The sequence below is a fragment of the Streptomyces sodiiphilus genome (assembly GCF_039529215.1).
GTDB lineage: Bacteria > Actinomycetota > Actinomycetes > Streptomycetales > Streptomycetaceae > Streptomyces > Streptomyces sodiiphilus.
On the sequence record NZ_BAAAMJ010000043.1, the window covers coordinates 1 to 25,935 of the forward strand.

At 73.3% G+C, this 25,935-nt stretch carries 23 protein-coding genes and 2 tRNA genes; 22 read left to right on the plus strand and 3 right to left on the minus strand.

The annotated features are described in order from the left end of the window. The 3 genes from ABD299_RS18555 to ABD299_RS18565 form a co-directional block, all read left to right on the plus strand. Positions 1-576 (plus strand): RHS repeat-associated core domain-containing protein (locus ABD299_RS18555; protein WP_344263821.1); only part of this gene is annotated, 576 nt, incomplete at its 5' end. A 7-nt stretch (positions 577-583) separates the two neighbouring features. Further along, positions 584-1,219 carry a polymorphic toxin-type HINT domain-containing protein gene (locus ABD299_RS18560; protein ID WP_344263924.1) on the plus strand — a complete coding sequence of 212 codons (636 nt, stop codon included), beginning with the start codon at positions 584-586 and terminating at the stop codon, positions 1,217-1,219. Beyond that, entirely contained in the window at positions 1,216-1,557 is a 342-nt protein-coding gene (locus ABD299_RS18565) for a hypothetical protein (protein WP_344263823.1), read from the plus strand. Before ABD299_RS18560 ends, ABD299_RS18565 begins: the two co-directional genes overlap by 4 nt. A 312-nt stretch (positions 1,558-1,869) precedes the next feature. Here the strand turns inward: ABD299_RS18565 and ABD299_RS18570 are convergent, their stop codons facing one another. Together ABD299_RS18570 and ABD299_RS18575 are read right to left on the minus strand one after the other, a co-directional pair. Beyond that, positions 1,870-3,081 (minus strand): RNA polymerase sigma factor, encoded by a 1,212-nt coding sequence (locus tag ABD299_RS18570; RefSeq protein WP_344263926.1) that lies wholly within the window; start codon positions 3,079-3,081, stop codon positions 1,870-1,872. Between the two features lie 8 nt (positions 3,082-3,089). Then, positions 3,090-3,497, minus strand: a complete 408-nt coding sequence (locus tag ABD299_RS18575; protein ID WP_344263928.1) for a YciI family protein — start codon at positions 3,495-3,497, stop codon at positions 3,090-3,092. A gap of 219 nt (positions 3,498-3,716) precedes the next feature. On the opposite strand from ABD299_RS18575, the gene ABD299_RS18580 reads away from it, so the two are divergent. After that, positions 3,717-4,343: an alpha/beta hydrolase family protein gene (locus ABD299_RS18580; RefSeq protein ID WP_344263825.1), complete on the plus strand. Its 627-nt coding sequence runs from the start codon at positions 3,717-3,719 to the stop codon at positions 4,341-4,343. 659 nt (positions 4,344-5,002) lie between these two features. On the opposite strand, the gene ABD299_RS18585 is transcribed toward ABD299_RS18580, so the two are convergent. Next, positions 5,003-7,057 carry a hypothetical protein gene (locus tag ABD299_RS18585; protein ID WP_344263827.1) on the minus strand — a complete coding sequence of 685 codons (2,055 nt, stop codon included), beginning with the start codon at positions 7,055-7,057 and terminating at the stop codon, positions 5,003-5,005. A 273-nt stretch (positions 7,058-7,330) separates the two neighbouring features. Between ABD299_RS18585 and proB the strand changes: the two genes are divergently transcribed. From proB to ABD299_RS18675, 18 genes are all read left to right on the plus strand, one after another. Further along, the gene (gene proB, locus ABD299_RS18590) at positions 7,331-8,500 is read left to right on the plus strand and encodes a glutamate 5-kinase (RefSeq protein ID WP_344263829.1); all 1,170 of its coding nucleotides are present in this window, start codon (positions 7,331-7,333) and stop codon (positions 8,498-8,500) included. A gap of 198 nt (positions 8,501-8,698) precedes the next feature. Further along, positions 8,699-9,115 (plus strand): hypothetical protein, encoded by a 417-nt coding sequence (locus tag ABD299_RS18595; RefSeq protein ID WP_425581367.1) that lies wholly within the window; start codon positions 8,699-8,701, stop codon positions 9,113-9,115. A gap of 103 nt (positions 9,116-9,218) precedes the next feature. After that, entirely contained in the window at positions 9,219-10,496 is a 1,278-nt protein-coding gene (locus ABD299_RS18600; RefSeq protein ID WP_344263831.1) for a glutamate-5-semialdehyde dehydrogenase, read from the plus strand. Positions 10,497-10,546: 50 nt separating this feature from the next. Further along, positions 10,547-11,134: an SCO2584 family spore wall biosynthesis protein gene (locus ABD299_RS18605; protein ID WP_344263833.1), complete on the plus strand. Its 588-nt coding sequence runs from the start codon at positions 10,547-10,549 to the stop codon at positions 11,132-11,134. 80 nt (positions 11,135-11,214) lie between these two features. Then, positions 11,215-12,324, plus strand: coding sequence for an SCO2583 family membrane protein (locus ABD299_RS18610; RefSeq protein WP_344263835.1), 1,110 nt, complete (start codon positions 11,215-11,217; stop codon positions 12,322-12,324). Positions 12,325-12,537: 213 nt separating this feature from the next. Next, complete coding sequence (locus ABD299_RS18615) at positions 12,538-12,684, plus strand: hypothetical protein (protein WP_344263837.1); 147 nt, start codon at positions 12,538-12,540, stop codon at positions 12,682-12,684. 32 nt (positions 12,685-12,716) lie between these two features. Beyond that, entirely contained in the window at positions 12,717-13,340 is a 624-nt protein-coding gene (gene nadD / locus ABD299_RS18620) for a nicotinate-nucleotide adenylyltransferase (RefSeq protein WP_344263839.1), read from the plus strand. A gap of 21 nt (positions 13,341-13,361) precedes the next feature. Further along, complete coding sequence (locus ABD299_RS18625) at positions 13,362-15,212, plus strand: LCP family protein (RefSeq protein WP_344263841.1); 1,851 nt, start codon at positions 13,362-13,364, stop codon at positions 15,210-15,212. Positions 15,213-15,335: 123 nt separating this feature from the next. Then, on the plus strand, positions 15,336-15,773 hold the full coding sequence (rsfS, locus tag ABD299_RS18630) for a ribosome silencing factor (protein WP_344263843.1): 438 nt from the start codon (positions 15,336-15,338) through the stop codon (positions 15,771-15,773). Beyond that, a complete protein-coding gene (locus ABD299_RS18635; RefSeq protein ID WP_344263931.1) occupies positions 15,770-16,414 on the plus strand; it encodes a histidine phosphatase family protein in 645 nt (214 codons plus the stop codon). Before rsfS ends, ABD299_RS18635 begins: the two co-directional genes overlap by 4 nt. A 92-nt stretch (positions 16,415-16,506) precedes the next feature. Beyond that, positions 16,507-16,579: transfer RNA gene (locus tag ABD299_RS18640), tRNA-Ala, on the plus strand. A 175-nt stretch (positions 16,580-16,754) separates the two neighbouring features. Beyond that, positions 16,755-16,988 carry a hypothetical protein gene (locus tag ABD299_RS18645; protein ID WP_344263844.1) on the plus strand — a complete coding sequence of 78 codons (234 nt, stop codon included), beginning with the start codon at positions 16,755-16,757 and terminating at the stop codon, positions 16,986-16,988. A 121-nt stretch (positions 16,989-17,109) separates the two neighbouring features. Continuing rightward, positions 17,110-17,182, plus strand: a tRNA-Ala gene (locus ABD299_RS18650). Positions 17,183-17,438: 256 nt separating this feature from the next. After that, a complete protein-coding gene (gene leuS / locus ABD299_RS18655; RefSeq protein WP_344263846.1) occupies positions 17,439-20,294 on the plus strand; it encodes a leucine--tRNA ligase in 2,856 nt (951 codons plus the stop codon). 134 nt (positions 20,295-20,428) lie between these two features. Then, complete coding sequence (locus ABD299_RS18660) at positions 20,429-21,064, plus strand: hypothetical protein (RefSeq protein WP_344263848.1); 636 nt, start codon at positions 20,429-20,431, stop codon at positions 21,062-21,064. A 60-nt stretch (positions 21,065-21,124) separates the two neighbouring features. Continuing rightward, entirely contained in the window at positions 21,125-21,970 is an 846-nt protein-coding gene (locus ABD299_RS18665; RefSeq protein WP_344263850.1) for a DegV family protein, read from the plus strand. 99 nt (positions 21,971-22,069) lie between these two features. Then, the gene (locus ABD299_RS18670) at positions 22,070-23,332 is read left to right on the plus strand and encodes a ComEA family DNA-binding protein (RefSeq protein ID WP_344263852.1); all 1,263 of its coding nucleotides are present in this window, start codon (positions 22,070-22,072) and stop codon (positions 23,330-23,332) included. After that, positions 23,319-25,892: a ComEC/Rec2 family competence protein gene (locus ABD299_RS18675; protein WP_344263854.1), complete on the plus strand. Its 2,574-nt coding sequence runs from the start codon at positions 23,319-23,321 to the stop codon at positions 25,890-25,892. Before ABD299_RS18670 ends, ABD299_RS18675 begins: the two co-directional genes overlap by 14 nt. The last annotated feature ends 43 nt before the right edge of the window (positions 25,893-25,935 follow it).

Here is a 25,935-nt window from a genome sequence, read left to right on the forward strand (position 1 = left end):
GGCTACACCTACGCCAACAACAACCCCCTCACCTACAGCGACCCCACCGGTCTCTTCTTCAGGAACCCCACGAAGTTCCTGAACAGCATGAAGAAGATCGCCAAGACCGCCACCAAGCTGTACAAGAAATCACAGTCGGTCAAGCGTTCCTCCACCGCCACCAGAACCAGCTACACGAGCAGGAACGCGTCCACCCGCACCAACGGACCGGTCAGTGATGACAGTGTGTGCGTGGGGAGTAACAGTGCATACTGCATCAAGTATCGGACAACTGGAAAGTATCCCCCGAGCATGTGGGGGCCTCAGGACCCGACCGTCAGCGGCAGGGACATCGCCAAGGCGCTCGTGTCCCTATTCGTCAGCCTTGACGAATGGAAGGGGTGTCTCGGAGACGAACCGAACCTGAGTGACTGTGTTTGGGCTGGTACTGACTTTGTGCCGGCACTCAAGCCTGCTCGCGCCGGCAAGTTTTTCAATAAGTTCAGAAATATCGACTGTAACAGCTTTGCGCCAGGCACACGCGTCCTGATGGCTGACGGTACGGCCAAGCCGATCGAGGAAGTCGAGATCGGTTGACAAAGTCCTGGCCACCGACCCGGAAACAGGAGAGACGTCAGCCCAAGCCGTCACCGCCGAGATCACAGGCCACGGTCTTAAGAATCTGGTCAGTATCTCGGTGGTCGCCAACGAGAGCAGTGACACCGTCGATATCGTGGCCACCGACGGCCACCCCTTCTGGGTACCCGACCTGGAACAGTGGACCGACGCCGGCGACCTCACCCCCGGCACATGGCTCGCCACCGGCACCGGAACCCTCACTCAGATCACCGCAGTCGAGCACCACACCCTCCAACTCACCGTCCACAACCTCACCATCGCAGACCTCCACACGTATTATGTGCTGGCGGGTGCCACGCCAGTCCTGGTGCACAACAGCAACGGATCGTGTGGTGTATGGAAATCTGAGTTCGACAAACTGCCGAAAGGGAGACAGGGGCACGTTCGGGAGATGCCTGATGAGAAGACCATGCGCAACGCATTCGAGCGCTGGACTGCTGGTGCTGAGCGACTTCCAGCGCGGGGACCAAAGATCCCCGAGGTGTATCGACTCGGAGACGGCACTGTGATCCAATGGAGAACGGCATCTGCTTCTGGTGGTGCGACGGTGGATATCCAGCCTGGTAGCGGTGGAAAACCAATGAAAATTCACTTGCCGTGATCGACAGACGCATTTTCGCTGACGTGCTGATCGAAGGGCTGGACGATTGGGTCCCAATCGACCAGCTCATCTGGGCAGCGCGCGAAGGGAGGAAGGGGCACCCGTGGAGGGGGTGCTTTGTCGAGCTTTTGCGCTTCTTGTTGGAAGACGGCCTGATTCAGATTGGTGAGCTTGCTGTAGAGGGATTTGTGCCGTGGAGGGGGGAGGTCGACGAAGTTGTCCAGCTGGTGCTCGATGATCTGGAACGCCTTTCCTGGGAACCTAAGCTGGGCAGCCGCGCCTGGATCGCGAATACGGAAGAAGGGGACGAAGTTGCGCGGTCGCTGATTGATTGCTGAGAGCTCGTAACACGTCTTGTGATGGCGGGCTGGTGGGCGTGACCAATCGATGGGTTGCCGCGCTCGGTGGTGTGTGAGTGCCAAGCCGTGGATTGTGTCGGATGAACTGTGGTCTTGGTGGAGCCGTTGCTGCCCCCTTGTCCGGAGCGCCCGGAGGTCAGGAACTCCATGCGGGGCCACGAAGAGGGTAACGGGGCGTTGGAAGAGGCCCGTCGCCGATCAACCGCTGGTCCCCGCCTGGCGGCGTCAACCGCGCCCGTGCTCGCGGCCGGACAGCAACTGCCCGTGCCGGGCGACTCGGAGCGCGGAAAGTCATCTACGCAGGTGGGTGTTGAGCCGGGCGGCCTGGCGGGTCAGGTGGTTGCGTTCGGCGAGGGTGGGGGCCTGCCGGGCCGCCTCGGCGTACAGCCGGGCCGCCTTCGGCAGGTCGCCGTCGCGCTCGTGGAGGTAGGCGGCCACCGCGGTGTGGCGGGGGACGGGGCGTGCCCCGCTCGGGGAGGTCGAGGAGTCGTGCTCCAGGGCCGCGAGCGCCGCGAGGCCGGCGCGCGGGCCGTCGGCCTCGCCGACCGCCACCGCGCGGTTGAGCCGGACGACCGGGCTGTCGGTCAGGCGCACGAGTTCGTCGTACCACTCGGTGATCTGCACCCAGTCCGTCTCCTCGGCTGTGGGCGCGTCGGCGTGGAGGGCCGCGATGGCGGCCTGCGCCTGGAACTCGCCGAGCAGGTCACGGGCGAGGGCCGCCTGCAGGATGCCGATGCCCTCGGCGATCGACTCCGTGTCCCACCGGCCGCGGTCCTGTTCGGCCAGCGGCACCAGGCTGCCGTCGGGCGCGGTCCGGGCGGCGCGTCGGGCGTGGTGGAGCAGCATGAGGGCGAGCAGCCCCGCCACTTCGGGGTGGTCGATGGCCGTCGCGAGCTGCCGGGTGAGCCGGATGGCCTCGGCGGCCAGGTCGACATCGCCGGAGTAGCCCTCGTTGAAGACGAGGTAGAGGACGCGCAGCACCGTGGCGACATCGCCGGGCCGGTCGAACCGGACCTTGGAGACGGTGCGTTTGGCCCGGCTGATGCGCTGCGCCATGGTCGCCTCGGGCACCAGGTAGGCCCGGGCGATCTGGCGGGTGGTCAGCCCGCCGACGGCGCGCAGCGTGAGCGCGACGGCGGACGACGGGGTCAGCGACGGGTGGGCGCACAGGAAGTAGAGCCGGAGCGTGTCGTCCGCCGCGGGCGCGGGACCGGGCGTCGGCTCCTTGTCGACCAGGGTCTCGCGCCGGCGGCGGGCGGCGTCCGCTCGGGTCGCGTCGAGGTACTTGCGCCAGGCCACGGTGACCAGCCAGCCCTTCCAGTCCCGCACGGCGGAACCGCCGCCGGTGGAGCCCGGGGAGGGGGAGGCGGCGGCCCGCCCGAGGCGGACCGCCTCCACCAGCGCCTCCTGCAGGGCGTCCTCGGCCGCCGCAAAGTCGGCTCCGCGGCGGACGAGGATGGCGAGCACGCCCGGGGTGAGGCTCCGGAGCCGGGCCTCGTCCACGTCAGGGGTCATTCCGTGACGGTGGGCGGGGCCGTCAGGAAGGGGCGGACCTCCAGCCACTCGTGGATCGGTTCCCCGCCCGCCCCGGGGGCGGCCGACAGCTCTCCGGCCAGTTCGAGGGCGCGCTCGTAGCTGTCGACGTCGATCACCATCCACCCGGCGATGAGGTCCTTGGTCTCGGCGAACGGGCCGTCGGTGACCGGCGGGCGTCCCTCGCCGTCGTAGCGGACGAAGGTTCCCTCCGGGGCGAGGGCCTGTCCGTCGACGTATTCGCCGGTCTCCTCCAGCCGGGCGGCGAAGTCGTTCATGTACCGCACGTGCGCCGAGACCTCCTCGGGGGTCCACTGGTCCATGGGCACGTCGTTGACGGCAGCCGGAGCTCCGCGGTAGTGCTTGAGCAGCAGGTACTTCGCCATCGTCTTCTCCTCGGTGCTGGTGCGACTCATTGTGGTCGCGTGCATCCGGGGGACGGAGCCGGTCGCGGTTTCTCGACACGTCCGGCGGATCCCTTTCCGCCGGGGTGGGCTATTCCCCTGAGCCGCCCCATGGGTTCCGGGGCGCCGCGACAGCGGTCCGCGCGCATGCCCGGGATGTCAGTCGTGGTGCCGGGAGCGGATCCGGGGGAGGCTGGGCGGATGAGCGAGATGGTGGAGACGGCGTCGGGGCCGGCGCGGGTGACGTGGCACCGGGCGGAGAAGACGGCGCGTGCGGTGCTGGCGCTGGGGCACGGCGCCGGGGGCGGTATCGAGGCGCGTGATCTGGTGGCGCTGGCCGCCGCCCTGCCGGGGCGGGGTATCACGGTGGCGCTGGTGGAGCAGCCGTGGCGGGTCGCGGGCAGAAAGGTGGCACCCGCGCCGAAGACGCTGGACGCGGCCTGGCGCGAGGTGTGGCCGGTGCTGGAGGCGGAGGGCGTGCCGGTGGTGTCGGGCGGGCGCAGCGCGGGGGCGCGGGTGGCCTGCCGCACCGCGGGGGAGCTCGGCGCCCGCGCGGTGCTGGCGCTGGCGTTCCCGCTGCACCCGCCGGGGAAGCCGGACAAGTCCCGGGCCGGGGAACTGGAGGGGGTCAAGGTGCCGGTGCTGGTGGTGCAGGGCGCCCGGGATCCGTTCGGGCGGCCCGCGGAGTTCCCGGCCGGCACCGAAGTGGCCGAGGTTCCCGGCGGGGACCACGGCTTCGCGGTGCCGAAGAAGGCGGACACCGGTCAGGACGAGGCGCTGGCGCTGCTCACCGAGTCGGTGTCCGGCTGGCTGGACCGGCACTGCTGAGCGCTGCCGCCTCGGCGCGGTGCCGGACCGGGCCCGTTTCTGTGTCATGCCGTGAGTCCGTTCACGGTGGTCGGCGACTGTGCCCTTGGGAGCTTGGAGAGGCGATACAGCGCACCCTCACAGCAACGGATTACCGGTGAGCCGGCTCTGTCCGGGCGCCATGTCCGTCGGTATGACGGTGGACGAACAGACCGCGTTCGGCATTCTGGCCGGGTTCGTCGAAGCCGGTGGGACCATCGACCCGCCAACTGCTGTTCGTTCCGGGTGCCCGAGGGCCGCGGCGGGGAGAGCAAGACCGTCCTGGGCCGCTGGCCGGCCGATCGCGGCAACGCTGCCCGGGGGGCAGTCCACAGGTGGTCCCGGTCATCGGGGTCAGTTCGGTGGCGCAGCTCGACGAGTGTCTGGCCGCGGCCGGTCTGGAACTCCCCGGGGAGCTGCGCACGCGCATGGACGAGGCGGCCTGACGCCGGACTTCACGGGCGCAACGCCCGGCGGGCCCCGCACCGGTGCCGGTGCGGGGCCCATGTGCGCACACCCGCTCGTCACCGGACGGTGCCCGTGTGACCGGGCCCCGTGGTCGCGGCCCGGCCGGCGGAAGAGGGCCCGGTCCCGCGGACGCCGTGCGCCACGGGCCGGACGGCGGGAGACGGGGAGCGGGGTCAGGAGGGGGTGCCGGGGGTGGCGGCTGCCGCGCCGGCGCCGGCGGTGCGCTGGGCGGGGATCTTCGGGCCGTCGCCGGCCTGCCGGCGGCGCCGGGCGTCGGACTTGTCGCACAGGGCGGCAGTGGCTGCCCTGAAGCGCTCCAGGGAGGGCGGGTCGGACGGGCCCAGCAGGTGCTCCTTGAGCGCGGCGCGGTCCGCGGCCAGCGTGTCGAGCGCCGGGTCTCGGACGGTGGCCAGCAGGGCGGGGATCCCGTCGGCGTCCCGGCCGAGGACGGTGGCGGCGCGCACAGTGGGGTTGACCGCCCGGAACTCCGCATCCGTCATGCCGCTGGTGTTGACCACGGCGTACGGCTTGGAGCTGGCCAGGAAGTCGGAGACGACGCTGGAGACGTCGGTGACCAGCAGGTCGGCCTGGTTGAAGCAGGCGTAGATGGCAGGCCGCGGGCCGTCCAGGACCAGGTGCTCGCCCGGGGCGTGGGAGGCCCAGAAGGCCGTTTCCCAGGCGGCGGTGGCGGCCTCGACGCGCGCGGCGCGGCCCGGCTCTGGGGCGCCCTGGAGCATCATCCGTTCCAGGTCGTCGGCGTCGGCCCGGAAGGCGGTGGCGGTGAGGCTGTCCAGCTCGGCGGTGCGCCGGGCCAGTTCCTCCCGGGCGGCGGGGTCGTGGCGCGGGGCGCGCGCGGCGTTGGCCTCGGCGATCAGCGCCCGGATGCGGGCGTCGGCCGCGCCGGCCCGGGCGTCGACGGAGCCGGTCATCGGGTGCGGCTTGTACAGGAGACGGACGCGCTCGTCGGCCAGCAGGGCCGAGACGATGTTCTCCCCGGCCAGGATGACCGAGGTGTTGCCCGGGTCCTTGGTCCAGCCCTCCCAGGTGGGGGCGTAGAGCACGGTGACCGGGCCGTCGGCCGGCGGGCGCCCGTCGGCCGGCCGCACGGGGGCGAGCTGCGGGCGGCCGACCTCGACGACATCCCGGTCGTCGACGCCGACGTCGGCCAGCGCGTAGCGCTCGCGGGCCGCCGGGCCGGCCACCCACACCTCGTCGTAGACCTTGGCGTAGGGGTTGCAGCTGGAGAGCTTGTCGCTCTCGCCGTGGTTGGTGAAGGCGTGCTTGATGGAGGGGATGCGCAGCACCTGGGTGGTCTTCGGGGCGTTCGCCGGGTGCAGCATCATCTTGAGCGTGGAGTGCTCCAGGTGCATCAGATGGGCGACCTTCGGGATGCACACCATCGGCACGTCGGTGGCGGCGATGAGCTGCACCATGCAGCGCTCGCGGAGGACGATCAGCGGCTTGCCGTCGAGGGCGGCCAGCGTGGTCAGCCACATGTTCGCCTGGTAGGCGGTCGCGTTGCCGCCGGAGAAGTACAGGGCGACGTCCGGCCGGTAGCCGTCCAGCCAGGCGTCCAGCCAGGCCAGCACCTGCCGCTCGCTCGGCGGGCGCTTCCCGGGCAGCAGCCAGGTGGCCAGGTGGACGGCGCCGGCCAGCGCGAGGAGGACGGTGGTGCCGGTGCCGAGCAGCCCCCAGATCACCTGCTCGGTGGCGACGGTCGCCAGCAGTCCGGCGGTCGCGGGCACGGAGAACAGCAGCAGCCGGTGGCCGGACTGCCGGGCCAGCAGCCGGGGCGGTGCCGGGGACAGCCGGAGCCCCGAGGTGTCGATGTTGCGGGTGAGGACCGGCAGCGTGCGGGAGCGGCGCACGACGATGGACAGGCCGCGGGTGACGAAGTGCAGGGCGTAGCCGGCGAGCAGTCCGGTCGCCAGCAGCAGCCGGTCGGAGGTCTCCAGCCCCGGCAGCTGCACGAGCATCGCCAGGACGAGGAGGTCGCGCAGCAGCTGCCGGACGGTCTCGGCGCAGTGGACGCGGGCCAGTGCGGCCGGCACGGCGGGCAGCCACTGCCGCAGCGCCAGGTCCACCGTGAGGCCGGCGGCAGCGGCGGCGATCACGAGCGTGACATGGGGCACTTTGACGCCGATGACGAGCACGGCGAAGGAGGCCAGCAGAACTGCGAGGGCGAAGTGCTGCAGTCCGCGGCGGGGCATCGGTCCGGCAGAGGGCACGAGGGGAGCTCCGGGGGAGAAACGAGCGGGTGGGGGGAACGGCTCACGCAGACGCGGGACCGGCCCGTCCCTCACAGAGCGTATGGCGGAGGCCAAAGCTGAGCAATCGCCGCGTCCGTTTGGTCCCGGCACGATTCCGTGGCGAACACCACACCCGGCCGTCCGCGCAGGCCGGGCGGGGGCGGCGGGGCCGCGCGGTGCCGTAGATTACGGCACGGTCCCGGTGCGGTCGGTGGGTGGCCGGGTGACACGACGGAGCACAGAGGTACCAAGGTGACAGCGGCACGGCAGGACGTCACGGACGCCCGCAGGATCGTCGTCAAGATCGGCTCGTCCTCGCTGACCACGGCGTCGGGCGGGCTGGACGCCGACCGGGTGGACGCGCTCGTCGACGTCCTGGTCCGGCACCTGGGCGGGCAGCCGTCCGGGCCGGGCGGCGCCGAGCCGGGGGGCGCCGGGGAGGGCAAGCAGATCGTGCTGGTCTCCTCCGGGGCCATCGCCGCCGGGCTCGCCCCGCTGGGCCTGCCCCGCCGCCCCTCCGACCTCGCCCGGCAGCAGGCCGCGGCCAGCGTCGGCCAGGGACTGCTGCTCGCCCGCTACACCGCGTCCTTCGCCCGCTACGGCCGGAGGGTCGGCCAGATCCTGCTCACCTTCGACGACGTCAGCCGCCGCGCGCACTACCGCAACGCCTACCGCACGCTGGACCAGCTGCTGGCCATGGGCACCGTCCCGGTGGTCAACGAGAACGACACCGTCGCCACGGACGAGATCCGGTTCGGCGACAACGACCGGCTGGCCGCCCTCGTCGCCCACCTGGTACGGGCGGACCTGCTGGTGCTGCTCTCCGACGTGGACGGCCTCTACGACGGGGACCCGCGCCGCCCCGGGGCCAGCCGCGTGGAGACCGTGCGCGGCCCGGGCGACCTGGACGGCATCCGGCTGGGCAACGCCGGGCGCGCCGGGGTGGGCACCGGCGGCATGGTCACCAAGGTGGAGGCCGCCAGGATCGCCACCGAGGCCGGCATCCCGGTGGTGCTGACCTCCGCCGGCCGGGCGGCCGACGCCCTGGCCGGCCTGCCCACCGGCACCCACTTCCACCCCACCGGGCGGCGCTCCGCCGGGCGCCTGCTGTGGCTGGCGCACGCCTCCGCCCCGCGCGGGGCCGTCATCCTGGACGAGGGCGCCGTGCGCGCCGTCACCGAGCGGGGCGGTTCGCTGCTGCCCGCGGGGATCACCGCGGTCGAGGGCGACTTCACCGCGGGGGAGCCGATCGAACTGCGGGCCGAATCGGGCCGTCCCGTGGCGCGGGGGCTGGTCAACTTCGACGCCCGGGAGATCCCCCGTCTCATCGGCCGCTCGACCCGTGAGCTGGCCCGTGAACTCGGGCCCGCCTACGAGCGCGAGGTCGTACACCGGGACGACCTCGTGCTGCTGCGCGGCTGAGCCGGGGCGGTCCTCACTCACGCCGGTGCGGTGCGGGCGGTTCCCGATCCGGCAGAAGTCCAGTCTTTCAACGGAAGGTTCCCCGAAAAACCCTGCGCGGACGGGCACGAACTGGTCCACTTTGATGCGCGGCCCGTGGCCGGCGAGGCGGCCGCGGGCATTCAGCGCAACGAGACCGCCCGAGTCAGGAGGCTGCCGGTGAGACGACTGGCCAGCGTCGAGGAGAACCGGCGCGCCCGGCCGGCGCAGCAGCGCGAGACCTGCGGCCGGCCCACGCCGCGGCTGTGGCACGTCACACTCAGCGTCGCGGGCGACGAGAGGCCGCGCACCGACGTGCGGCGAGCCCTGGAGCGGCTGGCGCACGACCACCCCTTCCTGCTCACCGGCCGCTACGCGGGCGACCACGCCGAGATCCGCTACTGGGAGGAGGCCCGCGACCTGCACGACGCCGCCGCGGTGGCGCTGCGGCTGTGGGGCGAGCACCGGCGCACCGCGCAGCTCCCGCCGTGGGAGATCGTCGGCCTGGAGGTCATCGGCCGGGAGGCCTACCACCAGCGCGTCGCCGAGGGCTGGGGTCCGCCGCCGGCCGTGCCCGTGGGCGTCCACCCGTTCTGATCGCCGGCGCGCCGGCGGCCGGAGCCCGGCAGGGCGGCCCGCGGGTGCCCGCAGTCCGGACGCCGCGGGCCCGGCGGCGCGCGGACGGCTAGGCTTGCCGGACATGAGCCGCAGCGCATCCGAATCCGCCGTGATCACCACCGCTCGCCGTGCCCGCGAAGCCGCCGCCGCCCTCGCCCCGCTGCCGCGCACGGCACGGGACGCGGCGCTGGAGGCCATCGCCGACGCTCTGGAGGCCCGCTCCGCCGAGATCGTCGAGGCCAACGCCCAGGACATCGCCCGGGCCCGGCAGGCCGGCACCCCCGACGCCATCGTCGACCGGCTCACCCTCACCGAGCAGCGCGTGTCGGCCATCGCCGCCGACGTCCGGGACGTCGTGGCGCTGCCCGACCCGGTGGGCGAGGTCGTCCGCGGCTCGACGCTGCCCAACGGCCTGGAGCTCCGCCAGGTCCGGGTGCCGCTCGGCGTGGTCGGCATCATCTACGAGGCCCGGCCCAACGTCACCGTGGACGCCGCCTCGCTCTGTCTGAAGGCGGGCAACGCCGTGCTGCTGCGCGGCTCCTCCTCCGCCTACGCCTCCAACACGGCGCTGGTGGCCGTGCTGCGCGACGCGGTGGTCGCGGCCGGCCTGCCCGCGGACGCCGTCCAGCTGGTGCCGGGGGAGAGCCGGGAGTCGGTCCACGAGCTGATGGGCGCCCGTGGCCTGGTGGACGTCCTCATCCCGCGCGGCGGTGCTTCCCTGATCAAGACGGTGGTGGAGCAGTCCACCGTGCCCGTCATCGAGACCGGCACCGGCAACTGCCACGTCTACATCGACGAGTCGGCCGACCTCGGCATGGCGGTGGACATCCTGGTCAACTCCAAGGCGCAACGGCCCAGCGTCTGCAACGCCGCCGAGACCGTCCTGGTGCACGCGGGGATCGCCGACCGGTTCCTGCCGCGCGCCCTGGCGGCCCTGACCGAGGCCGGTGTGAAGGTCCACGGCGACGAGGCGTGGCAGAAGGCCGGCAGCTCGGCCGGGGTGGAGGTGGCCCCGGCCACCGACGAGGACTGGGCCACCGAGTACCTGAGCTACGACATCGCCGCCGCCGTGGTGCCCGGCCTGGACGAGGCCGCCGCGCACATCCGGCGCTGGACCTCCGGGCACACCGAGGCGATCGTCACCCGTGACACCGCGGCGGCCCGGCGCTTCGTGTCGCTGATGGACTCCACCGCCGTCATGGTCAACGCCTCCACCCGGTTCACCGACGGCAGCCAGTTCGGCTACGGCGCGGAGATCGGGATCTCCACCCAGAAGCTGCACGCCCGGGGGCCGATGGGCCTGCCCGAGCTGACCTCCACCACGTACATCGTGACGGGGGACGGTCACATCCGCGAGTGAGGCCGGCCAAGCCTTCCCCGTACGGTCCGGTTCGGCCTACCCTGGGGAGCGTGCCGGACGACCTGGGGGGCCAGCCGTTTCCGGACGGTGACGGGCCCGACAGCCGAGACCACCAGACGGCGGACGAAGCGTTCGCCTCCCTGGTGCTGGACGAGCGATTCGTCGACGCGGCCGAGATCCACGAGCCGACCGCGGCCGAGCGGATCCTGTACGCGGCGCTGGAGCGTGCCGAGACCGACGCCCCGGCCGAGGAGCACGGCTTCCACCGGCAACCCGACCTCGACCCCGGGGGCTTCGAGGAGCCTTCGGGCCGGGGCTCCCACACGGAGGACGACGAGGACGCGTCCGGCCACCCGGACCGCACACCCCACCCGGGCGACGAGGACACCGGCTTCCGGAGCCCGTCCGGGTACGCCCCGTCGCCGCGGCCGGGGGTGCCGCCCGCCTGGCGGCCGGTGCGCTGGCAGCGCCCGGTGGCCTGCATGCTCGCGGTGGTCATGGGCATTTCCGTGATCGCCTTCGCGCTCATAGCCATCCAGCGCGCAGGCTCCGCCCAGCGCACCGCCCCCGCCCCGCCGCCGGCCGTCGGCCCGCAGCCGTTCGTGCCCGGCGCCCAGCCCTTCGCGGGCGGAACGTAGAAGACACACCGGGCGGGCACCGGCCGGATGCCGGTCGCCTCCGACTGTCGGTGTGCGGCTCCTCGGCTTAGGCTTGGTCTGTGGCCGGGCACACAGACCCCCCCGACGGGACACCACCCGGGGGTGTTCCGGGCGGCGGGGACGAGGAGTACCGATCGACCGTCTTCGACGAGTCGTTCATACGGGCTGCCCGGCTGGAGGAGTTCTCCGCCGAGGAACGCCTGACGGACCGCACCTCGCCGGTGCGCAGCCGCCCCGAGGTCTCGGTGGCGGACCCGCGCCTGGCCAAAGGGCTCTCCCGGCAGGGCCTGGCTCTCGCGCTGGTCGTCCTGCTGGCCTTCGCCGCCGCCATCTACCTGGGCAGCAACGCCACCTACGGCGGGAACGCGACCGCCGCGGCGGAGCCCCCGCACACCCGGGTCGTGCCGCTGGCCCCGGCCGGGGACGTCCCCGGCGGCGATCCCGCGCAGCTGTACGCGGACAGTCCGGCCGCCGAGTACGGCATCGGCGCGGCCGGGCTGCGCCTCCCCAGCCCGCACAGCACCGAGAACTTCACCCGGGAGCAGGTGCTCACCGCGCTGACGGTGGCCAAGGACTACGTGGTCGCCAGCGCGCTGACCCCCGAGGTGGTCAGCGGGGCGACCGTCCACCAGGTGCGCGACCTGCTCGCCTTCGGGCAGCAGCAGCACTTCGAGGACACCCTGACCGCGCCCGAGGCCGAACGCCCGGTGACCGGCTGGTTCCTGCGCTTCGATCCGTCCAGGGTGGTGCTGGCCGATCCGCAGATCCGCGCGGACGGTGGTTTCACGTTCGAGGAGAGCACCCCGGCCGTGCTGGCGGTGACCGCCGAGCACGTCGTCGCCTACACCGTGCGGCCGCCCGGGCCCGCCGACGGGCCGGCGGCGCTCTTCACCGTGCGGCGGCAGCTGCGGATGAACTTCTCCGAGGAGGACCTCCGCGACCGCCGCGTCACGCTGCGCGACACCGACGTGCTGGCCGGCCCGATGAGCTGCGACGCCGACCCGGCGCACAGCCTGGACCCGCTGCTGGCCGGGGAGAGTGCCTCCCGGTCCGGGCCGGGCGAGACCGACCTGTTCGACCCCGAGCCGGGCGGCGTGCCGCTGTGCGGCTCGCTCGCCACCGGAGGGCTCCCGTCCGCAGGAGAGGGGGGCGGCGAGGGCCGGAGCTGAGGGCAGTCCTCAGCCGCTCCCGCCGGGCTCCCGGCCGCCGTCCGTGGGCGGTGCCGGTGGCGAAGTCCGTGGCCTCTCCGGTCTGCCGGCCCTCTCACCGGCCTCCCCGGGAGCCTGCCGCACCGCGAGCGGCAGGGGGTGGCGGTGCGCCGCCGGCCCTTCCGCTTACGATGAGCCTACGTCCAGCCGTCCCCTTCCCGGATAGGTCCGCGCATGTCCCTGCTCAGCAACCCCGACGTCCTGACCGTGCTCGCCGAGGGCCAGAACGAGGGCGTGAACCCGTACTTCGTCGGCGGCCTCACGCTGGCCGGGCTCCTCCTGCTGCTGTGGATCACCACCCGCCTGAACCGCGACCGCTGACCGCTTCCCGTTTCACCAGCTAGGGTCTGCGTATGGGAGACCACATAGCCGCGCGCCGGAAACGGCTCGGGGTGATGGGCGGGACGTTCGATCCCGTCCATCACGGGCACCTGGTCGCCGCCAGCGAGGTGGCGGCCCGGTTCCACCTCGACGAGGTGATCTTCGTGCCGACGGGACAGCCGTGGCAGAAGAGCCACCAGAGCGTCTCCCCGGCCGAGGACCGGTATCTGATGACGGTCATCGCGACCGCCTCCAATCCGCAGTTCTCGGTCAGCCGGATCGACATCGACCGCGGCGGGAAGACCTACACCATCGACACGCTGCGGGATCTTCGGGACCTGCACCCTCAAGCCGACCTGTTCTTCATCACCGGTGCGGACGCGCTGGCCCAGATCCTGGGCTGGCGCGACGCACCGGAGCTGTTCTCGCTCGCCCATTTCGTCGGCGTCACCCGGCCGGGGCACGCCCTCGCGGACCCCGGGCTGCCGGACGGCGGCGTCTCCCTCGTCGAGGTGCCCGCGCTGGCGATCTCCTCCACGGACTGCCGTGCGCGGGTGGCCCAGGGCGACCCGGTCTGGTATCTGGTGCCGGACGGGGTGGTGCGTTACATCAACAAGCGAGAGCTGTACCGGAAGCGGCAGGACCAGGCGGGCTGAAGGGGCTGAGAGGCGGCACCGGTGAACGACCGACAGGACCCCTACGGGCAGATCTACGGCTACGACGAGTACGGCCGGCCCCTCTACGCCCCCCCGCCCGCGGCGCCCGGTCCGGCAGCCGGGCCGGACAGCGGCTACGGACAGGACGGCGGCTACGGACAGCAGGCCTACCCCCAGGACCCCGGTGGTCACGCCGCCCACCCGCAGGGGCAGCAGCAGGGATACGGCTACGACACGCAGACCGGCTACGACACCTGGGCCGGGCAGCAGCAGCCGGTCCATGAGTACCACCCCGGCGGGCAGCACAGCGGTTACGGCACCGGTGACCCGCAGGCCGGCTGGGGCCACGGCCAGGGACAGCAGGCCCCGGCACCTCAGCAGGCCGGCTACGGCTACGGCTACGACACCGGCCGGCAGGCACCGGTCCGCGAGTACGACACGGGCGAGCAGGACTACGGCTACGCCTACGACACCGGCGGACAGGCACCGGTCCGCGAGCCGGACCCGGTCCCGCGGCAGCATCCGCAGCAGGAGCCCGCGAGGCCCGTGGTGCCAGGTCGGCGTGGCAGCCGCGACCACGGCGAGCACGAGGACGCGCCCGCCGGGAGCGGCCCCGGCGGGCGAAACGACTACCGGACCGAGCAGTTCTCCTTCATCGAGGAGGAGGACGAGGAGTCCGAGGACGTCATCGACTGGATGAAGTTCACCGAGAGCCGCACCGAGCGGCGCGAGGAGGCCAAGCGCCGGGGCCGCAGCCGGCGGCGGCTGCTGGTCGTCGCGCTGGTGCTGGCCCTCCTCGGGTCGACCGGCTATCTGTGGTACTCCGACCGGCTGCCGTTCCTGCCCGGGCCGGGCGGGGCGGAGGAGACGGGCGTGGTGGCCGAGCAGCGGGACGTGATCGTGGTCCATCTGCGGGAGACCAGAGGACCGGGCACCTCCACCGTGCTGCTGGTCGCCAACGAGACGACCGGTGAGGGTACAGCCATGCTGCTGCCCAACGAACTGGCGGTTTCTCCCGACAGCGCGACGACGACGCTGGGGCAGGCGGTGTCCGGGCTGGGCGCAGCGCCCGTCCGGGACGCCGTCGGAGGGCTGCTGGGGGCCGAGATCAAGGGCACCTGGCGGCTGGACACCCCCTATCTGGAGATCCTGGTCGACGTGCTCGGCGGCATTGCGGTGGACACCGACACCGAGGTGTCCGACGCCGACGGCGAGGTGGTGGTGGAGCAGGGCGAGGGCGTCACGCTGGACGGCCGGTCCGCCGTGGTCTACGCGACCCACCGGGCCCCCGACGAGCCGCAGAGTGTCCAGCTGCAGCGCTTCGGACAGGTTCTGGAGGCCGCTCTGGGCAAGATGCCCGGTACGAAGGAGGGCGCCACCGGAGTGGTGGAGTCGCTGGCACAGATAGCCGACCCCTCACTGCCCGAGGCGGAGCTCGGCGCGAGCCTGGCGCGGCTCGCCGGGCTGGCCCAGTCCGGCTCGTACACCTCGGTGCTGCTGCCGGTGGAGCAGGACGGCACGCTGAGCGAGGAGACGGCCGACGGGCTGGTCATGGACGTGCTGGGCGGGACCGTCAGCAACGCCGAGCCCGGGTCGGCGGCCCGCATCGCGGTCCGGGACGCGAGCGAGGACGGGTCCGGGGGCGAGACGGCCCGGGTGGCCCTGGTCAACGGCGGATTCTCGGTGGTCGACGTGCGGGCGACGGAGAGCGCCCGGGAGAACTCCGAGGTGATCTACGCGGACGAGGCGCACCGGGAGACGGCGGTGGAGGTGGCACGGACCCTCGGCCTGCCGGAGGACGCCGTCGCGCAGAGCGACAGCACCAAGAACGCCGACGTGATGATCGTGCTGGGGGACGACTACGGCGACTGACCGCCGGAGCGGCGGGCGCCCGTACCGTGAGATCCTGGAACGGACAGCTGTCGGGTACACGCTGACGCGCGCCCGCCCGCCGGGGGCCGGCCGCCCGCCGAACCGAGGGAGAACACCGCACCTGTGACCGCCACGGAACGCGCCGAGGAGCTGATCGCCGCCGCCGCCCAGGCAGCGGCCGACAAGCTGGCGCACGACATCATCGCGTACGACGTGAGCGACGTCCTCGCGATCACCGACGCCTTTCTGCTGGCGTCCGCTCCGAACGACCGCCAGGTCAAGGCGATCGTCGACGCAGTGGAGGAGCGGCTGAACAAGGACCTGGGCGTCAAGCCGGTCCGCCGGGAGGGCGAACGGGAGGGCCGCTGGGTCCTGCTGGACTACGTGGACATCGTGGTCCACGTCCAGCACGCCGAGGAGCGCGTCTTCTACGCGCTGGAGCGGCTGTGGAAGGACTGCCCGGTGATGCCGCTGCCCGCGGACGCCGAGGCCACCCGGGGCAAGGCCGCGGCCCACGAGCGGGCGGCGGGGGACGACACCGCGGGTGGTGAGCTGAACTGAAGGCGGCAGAGGGCCGCAAGGTCGTGCTGTGGCGGCACGGTCAGACGGCCTGGAACCTCGAACGCCGTTTCCAGGGCAGCACCGACATCGAACTGACCCCGGCCGGGATCGAGCAGGCCCGGCGGTCCGCGCGGCTGCTGGCCCGGCTGCGGCCGGACGCGATTCTCTCCTCCGACCTGAAGCGGACGGCGGCGACGGCGGCCGAGCTGGCGGCCGTCACCGGTCTGGAGCCCGAGTACGACAGCGCGCTGCGCGAGACGTACGCCGGGGTATGGCAGGGGCTGACGCACGACGAGATCGTCCAGCGGTTCGGCGAGGAGTACGCCGCGTGGAGGCGTGGCGAGCCGGTTCGGCGCGGGGGCGGGGAACTGGAGACGGAGGTCGCCGAGCGGGCGGCACCGGTGGTCGAACGCGCGGTGGAGAAGCTGCCGCCGAACGGCACGCTGGTGGTGGTCAGCCACGGCGGCACCATCCGCACCACCATCGGGCGGCTGCTGGACCTTCCGCCGCGGCACTGGGAGGCGCTGGGCGGGCTGTCCAACTGTTCCTGGTCGGTGCTGGGCGAGAGCATGCGGGGCTGGCGGCTGACCGAGCACAACGCCGGCAGCCTGCCCGAGCCGGTGCTCGGCGACGACGACTGACAGCCCGAAGGGCTCCGGGCCGGGCGGATTTCCGTCCGGGCCGGTCACCGGGTAGGGTACTGATCGTTCGCGGCGCTCCGGCGCGGCGGTCCGGGGCTATAGCTCAGTTGGTAGAGCGCTTGCATGGCATGCAAGAGGTCAGGAGTTCGATTCTCCTTAGCTCCACATCTCGATCCCGTCTCCCTTGTGGTGGAGGCGGGGTCGCTGGCTTATGCGCGGGCCCGTGACGTGGCAGAATCAGCGGGCGGCGGCCGAGGCGGAACCGCCCGGTGACTCCTGGCGACGGTGGAGGGGTATTCCACGTGTGCATGGCCCACGACGAAGGCTGGAGCTGATCGCGTTGGGAGCACACAGCAGGAAGTGCGACTGGTGCGGCAGGGGCACGCCGATCGTGCGCGATCTGGAACCGGTCAACGAGTCCTACCAGTACTGGTGCGCCGAGTGCGCGCGGGCCCTGATCATCAAGGGTGACCCGATCCAGGTGTACCGGGAGCTGGAGGGCGAGCCGATCTACAGCCGGCTGCTGGACGAGCACTGCGCGCTGAAGCGTTTCTACTCCTTCGCCAGCGTCTGACCTGCCCGGTCCGCCCGTGCCGTCGTCCCGCGGGCCGTCCCGGCGGAGTTGGCATCCGGCGGCCGGTGCCGTGTAGAGTAGGCGTCGCCGCGGCGGGAAACCGCCGGGGGGAACCCATTCGGGGGCTATAGCTCAGTTGGTAGAGCGCTTGCATGGCATGCAAGAGGTCAGGAGTTCGATTCTCCTTAGCTCCACATCGCAGTCCGGTCCGGCGCCCTTCCGCGCGCCGTTCCTCTTCCCCCAGACGGGCCGTCCGCTCACCGGACGGCCCGCTTCTCGTCGCGCTGCGTGCGATACCCTGTGGCCATGCGTGCCGAACGCCTTCTGCTTACCCGGCCGCGCTGACCAGTCCCGGGCCCCGTGAAGAGGGCCGGAGTCGGCGCGGCTGCCCCTCCCTGCGAGGGGCTTTCCCATGCCGGGGCAGAGACGACCGATGGAGCTTGAAGGACCATGAGCGAGACATTCAAGTACGGGGCCGCCCTGGCGGCGGACATCGAGGCGCGCTGGCAGGACTACTGGGACAAGCACGGCACCTACGAGGCGCCGAACCCGGCGGGGAATCTGGCGGGGGACCCGGAGACGGTGGCCCGCCCCAAGAAGTACGTGATGGACATGTTCCCCTACCCCTCGGGAGCGGGGCTGCACGTCGGCCACCCCCTGGGGTACATCGCCACCGATGTCTACGCCCGCTACCACCGGATGACCGGTCACAACGTCCTGCACACCCTCGGCTTCGACGCCTTCGGCCTGCCCGCCGAGCAGTACGCCGTCCAGACCGGGACGCACCCGCGGGTGTCCACCGAGGCCAACATCCACACCATGAAGGCCCAGTTGCGCCGCCTGGGCCTGGGCCACGACCAGCGCCGCTCGTTCGCCACCATCAGCCCGGACTACTACCGCTGGACCCAGTGGATCTTCCTGCAGATCTTCAACTCCTGGTACGACGAGGAGGCCGGCCGGGCCCGCCCGATCCGGGAACTGACCGAGGAGTTCGAGTCCGGCCGCCGCCCGGTGCCGGACGGCCGCTCGTGGCAGGAGCTGACCACCGCGGAGCGGGCCGATCTGCTGAGCGGCTACCGCCTGGCCTACGCCTCGGACGCACCGGTCAACTGGTGCCCCGGCCTGGGCACCGTGCTGGCCAACGAGGAGGTCACCGCGGAGGGCCGCTCCGAGCGCGGCAACTACCCGGTCTTCAAGTCCAAGCTGCGCCAGTGGAACATGCGGATCACCGCGTACGCCGAGCGGCTGCTGAACGACCTGGACGGCCTGGACTGGCCCGAGGCGATCAAGCTGCAGCAGCGCAACTGGATCGGCCGCTCCGAGGGCGCCCGGGCCGACTTCCCGGTCCGTCAGGAGACCGGCGGGACCGCGGCCATCACCGTCTTCACCACCCGCCAGGACACCCTGTTCGGCGCCACCTACATGGTGCTGGCACCCGAGCACCACCTGGTCGACTCGATCGTCCCGGCCGCCTGGCCGGAGGGCACCGTCGAGGCCTGGACGGGCGGCCACGCCACCCCGGCCGAGGCGGTCGCCGCCTACCGCAAGCAGGCCGCCGCCAAGTCCGACGTCGAGCGGCAGGCCGAGGCCAAGGACAAGACCGGTGTGTTCACCGGTGCCTTCGCCACCAACCCGGTCAGTGGCGAGCAGGTGCCGGTCTTCATCGCCGACTACGTCCTGATGGGCTACGGCACCGGCGCCATCATGGCCGTCCCCGCCCACGACCACCGGGACTTCGCCTTCGCCCGCGCCTTCGGCCTGCCGATGCGCTGCGTGGTCGAGCCCGACGACGGCCGCGGCACCGACCCGGCCGAGTGGGACGACGCCTTCGTCTCCGGTGACGCCCGCGTCATCAACTCCTCCGGCCCCGGCCTGACCCTGGACGGCCTGGACGTCCCGGCCGCAAAGTCCCGCACCGCCCAGTGGCTGGAGGAACGAGGCATCGGCGAGGGAACCGTCAACTACCGCCTGCGCGACTGGCTGTTCAGCCGGCAGCGGTACTGGGGCGAGCCCTTCCCGATCGTCTACGACGAGGACGGCATCGCCCACGCGCTGCCCGAGTCGATGCTGCCGCTGGAACTGCCCGAGGTCGACGACTACTCCCCGCGCACCTTCGACCCCGACGACGCCGACACCCAGCCGGAGACCCCGCTGTCCCGGAACCAGGAGTGGGTCGACGTCACCCTGGACCTGGGCGACGGTCGCGGCCCGCGCCCGTTCCGGCGCGAGACCAACACCATGCCCAACTGGGCCGGTTCGTGCTGGTACCAGCTGCGCTACCTGGACCCGGACAACGACCGGAAGCCGGTCGACCCGGAGATCGAGCGCTACTGGATGGGCCCGCGCGAGGGCATGCCCACCGGCGGCGTCGACCTGTACGTGGGCGGCGCCGAGCACGCCGTACTGCACCTGCTGTACGCGCGGTTCTGGCAGAAGGTGCTCTTCGACCTGGGGCACGTCTCCTCCGCCGAGCCGTTCCACCGCCTGTACAACCAGGGCATGATCCAGGCGTACGTCTACCGTGACGAGCGGGGCATCGCCGTTCCCGCCGCCGAGGTCGAGGAGCGCGACGGCGCCTGGTTCCACCAGGGCCGGCCGGTGACCAGGCTGCTGGGCAAGATGGGCAAGTCCCTGCGCAACGCCGTCACCCCCGACGAGATCTGCGCCGAGTACGGCGCGGACACCCTGCGGCTGTACGAACTGGCCATGGGCCCGCTGGACGTCTCCAGGCCCTGGGACACCCGCGCGGTCGTCGGTCAGTACCGGCTGCTGCAGCGGCTGTGGCGCAACGTGGTCGACGAGGACACCGGCGAGACCACCGTGGTGGACACCGAGCCGGACGAGGCGACGCTGCGCGCCCTGCACAAGGCCGTCGACGGCGTCCGGCAGGACATGGCGGGGCTGCGGTTCAACACCGCCATCGCCAAGATCACCGAGCTGAACAACCACCTGACCAAGCAGCCGTCGGTGCCGCGCTCGGTCGCCGAGCCGCTGGTCCTGATGATCGCCCCGCTGGCCCCGCACATCGCCGAGGAGCTGTGGCACCGGCTGGGGCACCGCGACTCCGTGGTCCACCAGGACTTCCCGGTGGCCGACCCGGCCTACGTGGTGGACGAGACGGTCACCTGCGTCGTCCAGGTCAAGGGCAAGGTCAAGGCGCGCCTGGAGGTCTCGCCGCAGATCGCGGACGCCGACCTGGAGGAGCGGGCGCTGGCCGAGCCGGCCGTGGTCGCGGCGCTGGGCGGCGCGGGCATCCGCAAGGTGATCGTGCGGGCCCCGAAGCTGGTCAACATCGTCCCGGGCTGACCGCCGCCCGGCGGCGGAACCCGTAAGGGGACGGTCCGGGAAGCCTCAGGGCCCGGTACCGTCCCCTTTCCGCCGCGATTCCGCCTACCCTGGGGAGGCGGACAGCGCCGAAGCGACGTGAGGAGAGCACCGTCATGGAGATCGTTCTCGCCGTGGTGCTGCTGTCCTTCGTGATGTTCGTGGCCCTGACGGTCCGCGCCGTACGGGCCGTCAAAAGGGGAGTGGAACGCACCGGCCGCGAGGTGCGCCGCTCGCTGTCGGACACCGCGCTGCGGGCCAGGGCCGCCCAGCCGGGTCTGACCGGCGAGGTGGCACGCACCCGCCGCGAGCTGCGGTCCTCCATCGACTCCACCCGCGCCGTCCTGCGGGCCGGCTCGTCGGACGATCCCGCCCTGCGGGAAGCCCTCGGGCTGCTCGACCAGCTCCACGGCCACGCCCGGCAACTCGACCGCGAACTCGACGTGCTGATGGCGGGCGAACCCGACCGGGCCCGGATCGCCGCCCGGTTGCCGGAGCTGCGGGAGCGCGCCGACCGCATCAGGAACTCCGCCGACTCGCTGCGCTTCGCCGCCCAGGACCGCGCCCACCGGCACGACACCGACGCCCTGGACGCCCTGCACCAGCAGATCGACATCGAGGCAGGCGCGCTGCGGCACTGGGCTCCCGCCACGCCGCCCCCGGACTCCACACCGCCGGTGGGCCCCGAGCCGGGCACCGGACCGGCCCGGCTCTCCGCGAAGTTCCGACGCCGCCCCCAGGGCACCGGCTGAGCCGGGGCCGTCGGGCGGGCCCGTGAGGAGGGGGCGCCCGGCGGGGATATGCTCCGCTCCATGGCCAGCACTGTCGCGATCATCACCGATTCCACGGCCTATCTGCCGGCCGCCGCGCTCGCCCGGCACCGGATCACCAGCGTCCCGCTGACGGTGGTGATCGGTGGCGAGGCCCTGGAGGACGGCACCGAACTCTCCGCCCGGCGGCTGGCCCGGGCCCTCCAGCAGCGGCAGTCGGTGACGACCTCCCGCCCCGGCCCCGCGGTCTTCGCCGACGCCTACCGGGCGGCGGCGGACGCGGGGGCCACCGCCATCGTCTCGCTGCACATCTCGGCGGAGATCTCCGGTACCTGGGACGCGGCGACGGTGGCCGGGCGGGACGCCCCCGTCCCGGTGCACGTGGTCGACAGCGGTGGTGTCGCCATGGCGCTCGGCTTCTGTGTGCTGGCCGCCGCCCAGACCGTCGAGGCGGGCGGCACCGCCGAGGAGGCGGTCGCGGCGGCAGTCAAGCGGGCCGAGGCCACCCGCGCCCTGTTCTATGTCGACACCCTCGAACACCTGCGGCGCGGCGGCCGGATCGGCGCCGCGCAGGCCCTGGTCGGCTCCGCCCTGGCGGTCAAGCCGCTGCTGGAGCTGACCGGCGGACGCATCGAGCCGCTGGAGAAGGTCCGCACCGCCTCCCGGGCCATCGCCCGGCTGGAGGAGCTGGCCGTGGAGCACTGCGGGACGGCGCCGGTCGACATCGCGGTGCACCACCTGGCCGCCGCCGAACGCGCCGGCGGGCTCGCGGAACGACTCGCGGACCGGGTGCCGGGGCTGGCGGAACTCCACGTCAGCGAGGTGGGTGCGGTGCTGGGCGCGCACACCGGGCCGGGACTGCTCGGCGTCGTGGTCTCCCCCCGCTGAACACGTCCGGGTGACGGACTTCTCCACAACCCGCTCGCCGTCCACAAGATCCGTTCATGATCGTCCCGATGACGGCAGGCGTCCCTACCGTCGCCCGGTATGGAGACGACGCGAGTACGCAGACCGTCCGGCGCGGGGCGGGGCCCGGGCAGACACGGCCGCGGCGGCCCCGGCCGCGGCCGCCGCCCGCACACCGGCCCGCTCGACCCCCGGGCCAGGGCCGCAGCCCTCCTCACCCCGGCCGGCGGACTGCCGCGCGCGAGCGGGGTGCTGGTGCCGTTCCCGCCCCCCGCACCGGCCCCGGCCGCCGGCCACCGCGTCCTGCGGCGCCGGGACGACGGGGACGGGTGGCACACGGGACGCGAGGAGCAGTCGCCACCGGTGAAGCCACCGGGCCACGGAACAGAGGGCGCGGCCCCGCACCCCGCGCCGGTCCCGTCCTGGGCTGTGCGTGACCGGCCGGGGAAGCCGTCGGCGCCCTTGGCCCACCCGGCCCGGGGGAGCACCGCTGCCGAGGGGCGGGAGGAAGCCGGCGAACCGCCGTCGCGGGCAGCGGAGCCGGGCACCGGGGACGGCCGGGCGGACCCGGCCGGTGCCCCGCCCCCCGGCGGACCCGACCCCAGTGAGGCCGGTCCGCTGCCGGTCCGCGAGCGCTGGCGGCTCGCCGTGCTGGAGCGGCTGCCGCTGTGGGCCCAGGCGCGGTGCGGGATCGAGCCGCGCGCACTGATCGCGCTGTGCGCGGTGCTTGCGGTTGCCGCCGGGTTCGCCGCCCACCACTACGCGAGCGTCCGTCCGCGGCCGGTACCGGTGGCGCGGGCGGAGCCGGTGCCCTCGCCGGAACCGGGATCGGGGGCGGCACCGGCCGACGCGGACCCGGCGGCCGGTGCCGGGGCTGCTCCCGGGGCGCAGGACACCGGTCAGGCCGAGGTCACCGTGGATGTCGCAGGAGAGGTCCGGAACCCCGGCGTGCACACCCTGCCGTCCGGCTCACGGGTGATGGACGCCATCGAGGCCGCGGGCGGCAGCAGACCCGGAGCGGACACCGACGGCCTCAACCGCGCCCGGGTGCTGGCCGACGGGGAGCACATCGTGGTCGGTGCCCCGCCCGCCGGGGCGGGCCACGACGCCGCCCTCCCCGCGGGGGGCGCGCCTCCCGGGCAGGGGGCCGGCGGCGCGATCAGCCTCAGCACCGCCACCGCCGAACAGCTGCAGACCCTGCCGGGCGTGGGTCCGGTGCTGGCGGGCAACATCCTCGCCTACCGGCAGCAGCACGGCGGCTTCACCTCCGTCGACCAACTCCGCGAGGTCTCCGGCATCGGCGACCGCAGACTCGCCGACATCCGGGACCGTGTCACCCCCTGACCGGCCGCGCCGCACGCCACAGCGCACCGGGCGGCATCCGGTGCACGCCGCCGGCCGGCTGGGAGCGGGCGACCCGGCCGGGAAAGCCGAGGGTCCCGCCGATCTCCGACTGGTGCCCCCGGCGATCGCGGCGTGGGCCGCGGCCGCCCTCGCGCTGGGAGCCCCCGCCCGGACCGTCGTTCCGGGTATCGCCGTCTGCTGTCTGGCCGCGGCCGGTGCTCTGCTGCTCGCCCGCCGGGCGTCACCGGCCGACAGCGATCCCGCCGGGACAGCAGGCAGCCGCCCGGCCTCCCCCGGGCACCGCCGCTCGGTACCGGTGGCCTGCGCGCTGGCCCTGCTGTGCGCGGCGGCCGGAGCCACGGTCGCCGCCCTGCACACGGCGGCCGTCGCGAGCGGACCGCTGCCCGGCCTCGCCGCGCAGCGGTCCCACCTCACCGCCGAGGTGCGGATCACGGGCGACCCGCGCCCGGCCCGCCCACGCACCGGGGCGGACCCCGACGCCGCCCGGCCCCTGCTGGTCGACGCCGAGACCATCGCCGTCCTGTCCGGCGACGGCACCCGGCGGGCCACCCGGGCACCGGTGCTGCTCGTGGTACCGGAGGACCGGCACCGGAGATGGGAGGAACTGCTGCCCTCGACCCGGCTGGAGGTGCGGGCCCGGGCCGCGCCGCCGATGCCGGGCCGCGAGACCGACTACGCGGCCGTCCTCCGGCCGGCCGGCACCGGTCCGCCCGCCGTCACCGCGCCACCGGGCCTGCACCACCGCCTGGCGGGGCGGCTGCGGGCGGACCTGCGGGACATCACCGACTCCCTGCCGGCCGACACCCGCGGCATGCTCCCCGCCCTGGTCGTCGGGGACACCTCCCGCATCCCGCCCGGACTGCACGACGCGGTGCGGGCGACGGACATGACCCACCTCATCGTCGTCAGCGGAGCACACCTCGCCCTCGTGCTGGCCGTACTCATCGGATCGCCCGGCACCGCGTCCCGGGCCGAGCGCGGCGGGCTGGCCGCCCGGCTCGGCATTCCGCTGCGGCTGACCGCCCTGCTGGGCGGCACCCTGGTGGTGGCCTTCGTGGTGCTGTGCCGGCCGGGCCCGAGCGTGCTGCGGGCCGCGGTCTGCGGGGGCATCGCCCTGCTGGCCATCGCCACCGGCCGCCGCAGATCCCTGCTGCCCGCGCTGGCCGCCGCCGCCCTCCTCCTCGTCCTGCACGATCCCCGGCTGGCCCGGTCCTTCGGGTTCCTGCTGTCCGTGCTGGCGACCGGAGCGCTGCTCACCCTCGCGCCGGTCTGGAGCCTGGCCCTGCAGCGCCGCCGCGTGCCGGTGCGGCTCGCCGAGGCGCTCGCGGCGGCCGGAGCCGCCCAGGTCGTGTGCGCCCCGGTGGTCGCGGTGTTCTCCGCACGGGTGAGCCTGGTCGCCGTGCCGTGCAACCTGCTCGCCCAACTCGCCTTCGCCCCGGCCCTCCTGCTCGGCTGGGCCGCCCTGGTCACCGCGCCGCTGCTGCCCCCGGTGGCCGCGGCGGCGGCCTGGCTGGCGGGCTGGCCGACCGGATGGATCGCGCTCATCGCCCGCACCGGGGCCTCGCTGCCCGGCGCCGAACTGGCCTGGCCGGGAGGCTGGACGGGCGCCGCCCTGCTGGCCGCCGCCACCGTCGCCCTGCTGGTGCTCGCCCGGCCCGCCCTGCGACGGCCGCTGCCCGCGCTGGGGTGCGCGCTGCTCCTGCTGCTGGCGGTGCTGCGTCCGGCTCCGCTGGCCCAGTTCCTCACCGGCTGGCCGCCGCCCGGCTGGCGCCTGGTGGCCTGCGACGTGGGGCAGGGCGACGGGCTGGTGGTGGCCGCCGGGCCGCACACCGCGCTGGTGGTGGACACGGGTCCGGACCCGGCCGCGATGGACGACTGCCTGCACCGGCTGGGTGTGCGCAGCATCCCGCTGCTGATCCTCACCCACTTCCACGCCGATCATGTGGCCGGGCTGCCGGGGGCGTTGCGTGGCCGGGAGGTGGGGGTCGTACAGACGTCCAGTGTGCGGGAGACGCCGGGGCAGGCGATGTTCGTGGACCGGGTCGCCCGTCAGGCGGGGGTGCCGGTGGTTCCCGCGAGGCCGGGGGAGGCCGGGCGGCTGGGGGAGGAGCTGAGCTGGGAGGTACTGTGGCCGCCCGAGCACGCCGCCGGGTACGGCTCGAACGACGCGAGCGTCACGCTGCTGCTGCGCACCGGCGGTCTGACGGTCTTCCTGCCGGGCGATCTGGAACCGCCGTCCCAGCAGCGGCTGCTGGCGGAGCGTCCGGACCTGCCGGTGGTGGATGTCGCCAAGGTCGCCCATCACGGTTCGGCCTACCAGCACCCGCCGCTGTGGGAGCGGCTGCGTCCGCGCCTGGCGCTGATCTCCGCCGGTGAGGGCAACTCCTACGGCCATCCCGCTCCGTCCACGGTCGCCGCTCTGGAGGCGGCGGGCGCCACCGTCGCGCGCACCGACCGCCACGGCGCCCTGGCGGTGACGGGCGGAGGTCCCGGGGAACTCCCGGCGGTACTCGGCACCTCCGGCGCTCCCCACCGCTGACCGGCGTCGGGACGAGAAGGCACTATGCGGCGACCAGACCCGG